General features: G+C 63.2%; 1 pseudogene. It reads right to left on the bottom strand.

The features are described from left to right. Positions 1–239 (bottom strand): annotated as a pseudogene (locus NLU14_RS22840) (hypothetical protein); the annotation flags it as partial.

The raw sequence follows: 239 nt of genomic DNA, 5'->3' as shown, positions 1-239 counted from the left end.
GCGAAGCCTTCGGTCTTCGAGGCATCGAGCCGCTGGTAGAAGAGCCGTTCGAGAAAGCTCCCGACAGCGCTGTCATCTTTCCGGTCGGCCGGCACGAAATGGTCGAGCGCCTCGCGGGCGAATGCACGGAAGCCGGTATCGTCGTAATCCGAACGTGCGGTGCCGGTGATGGTCAGCCCTTCGGGCAGCAATCCGTCGGCGTGAAGACCATAAAGGGAGGGGAGCAGCATCCGCTGGGA

Source organism: Marinobacter iranensis, from assembly GCF_029207565.1.
Taxonomy (GTDB): domain Bacteria; phylum Pseudomonadota; class Gammaproteobacteria; order Pseudomonadales; family Oleiphilaceae; genus Marinobacter; species Marinobacter iranensis.
This window is presented reverse-complemented; position numbering and strand designations above follow the sequence as displayed.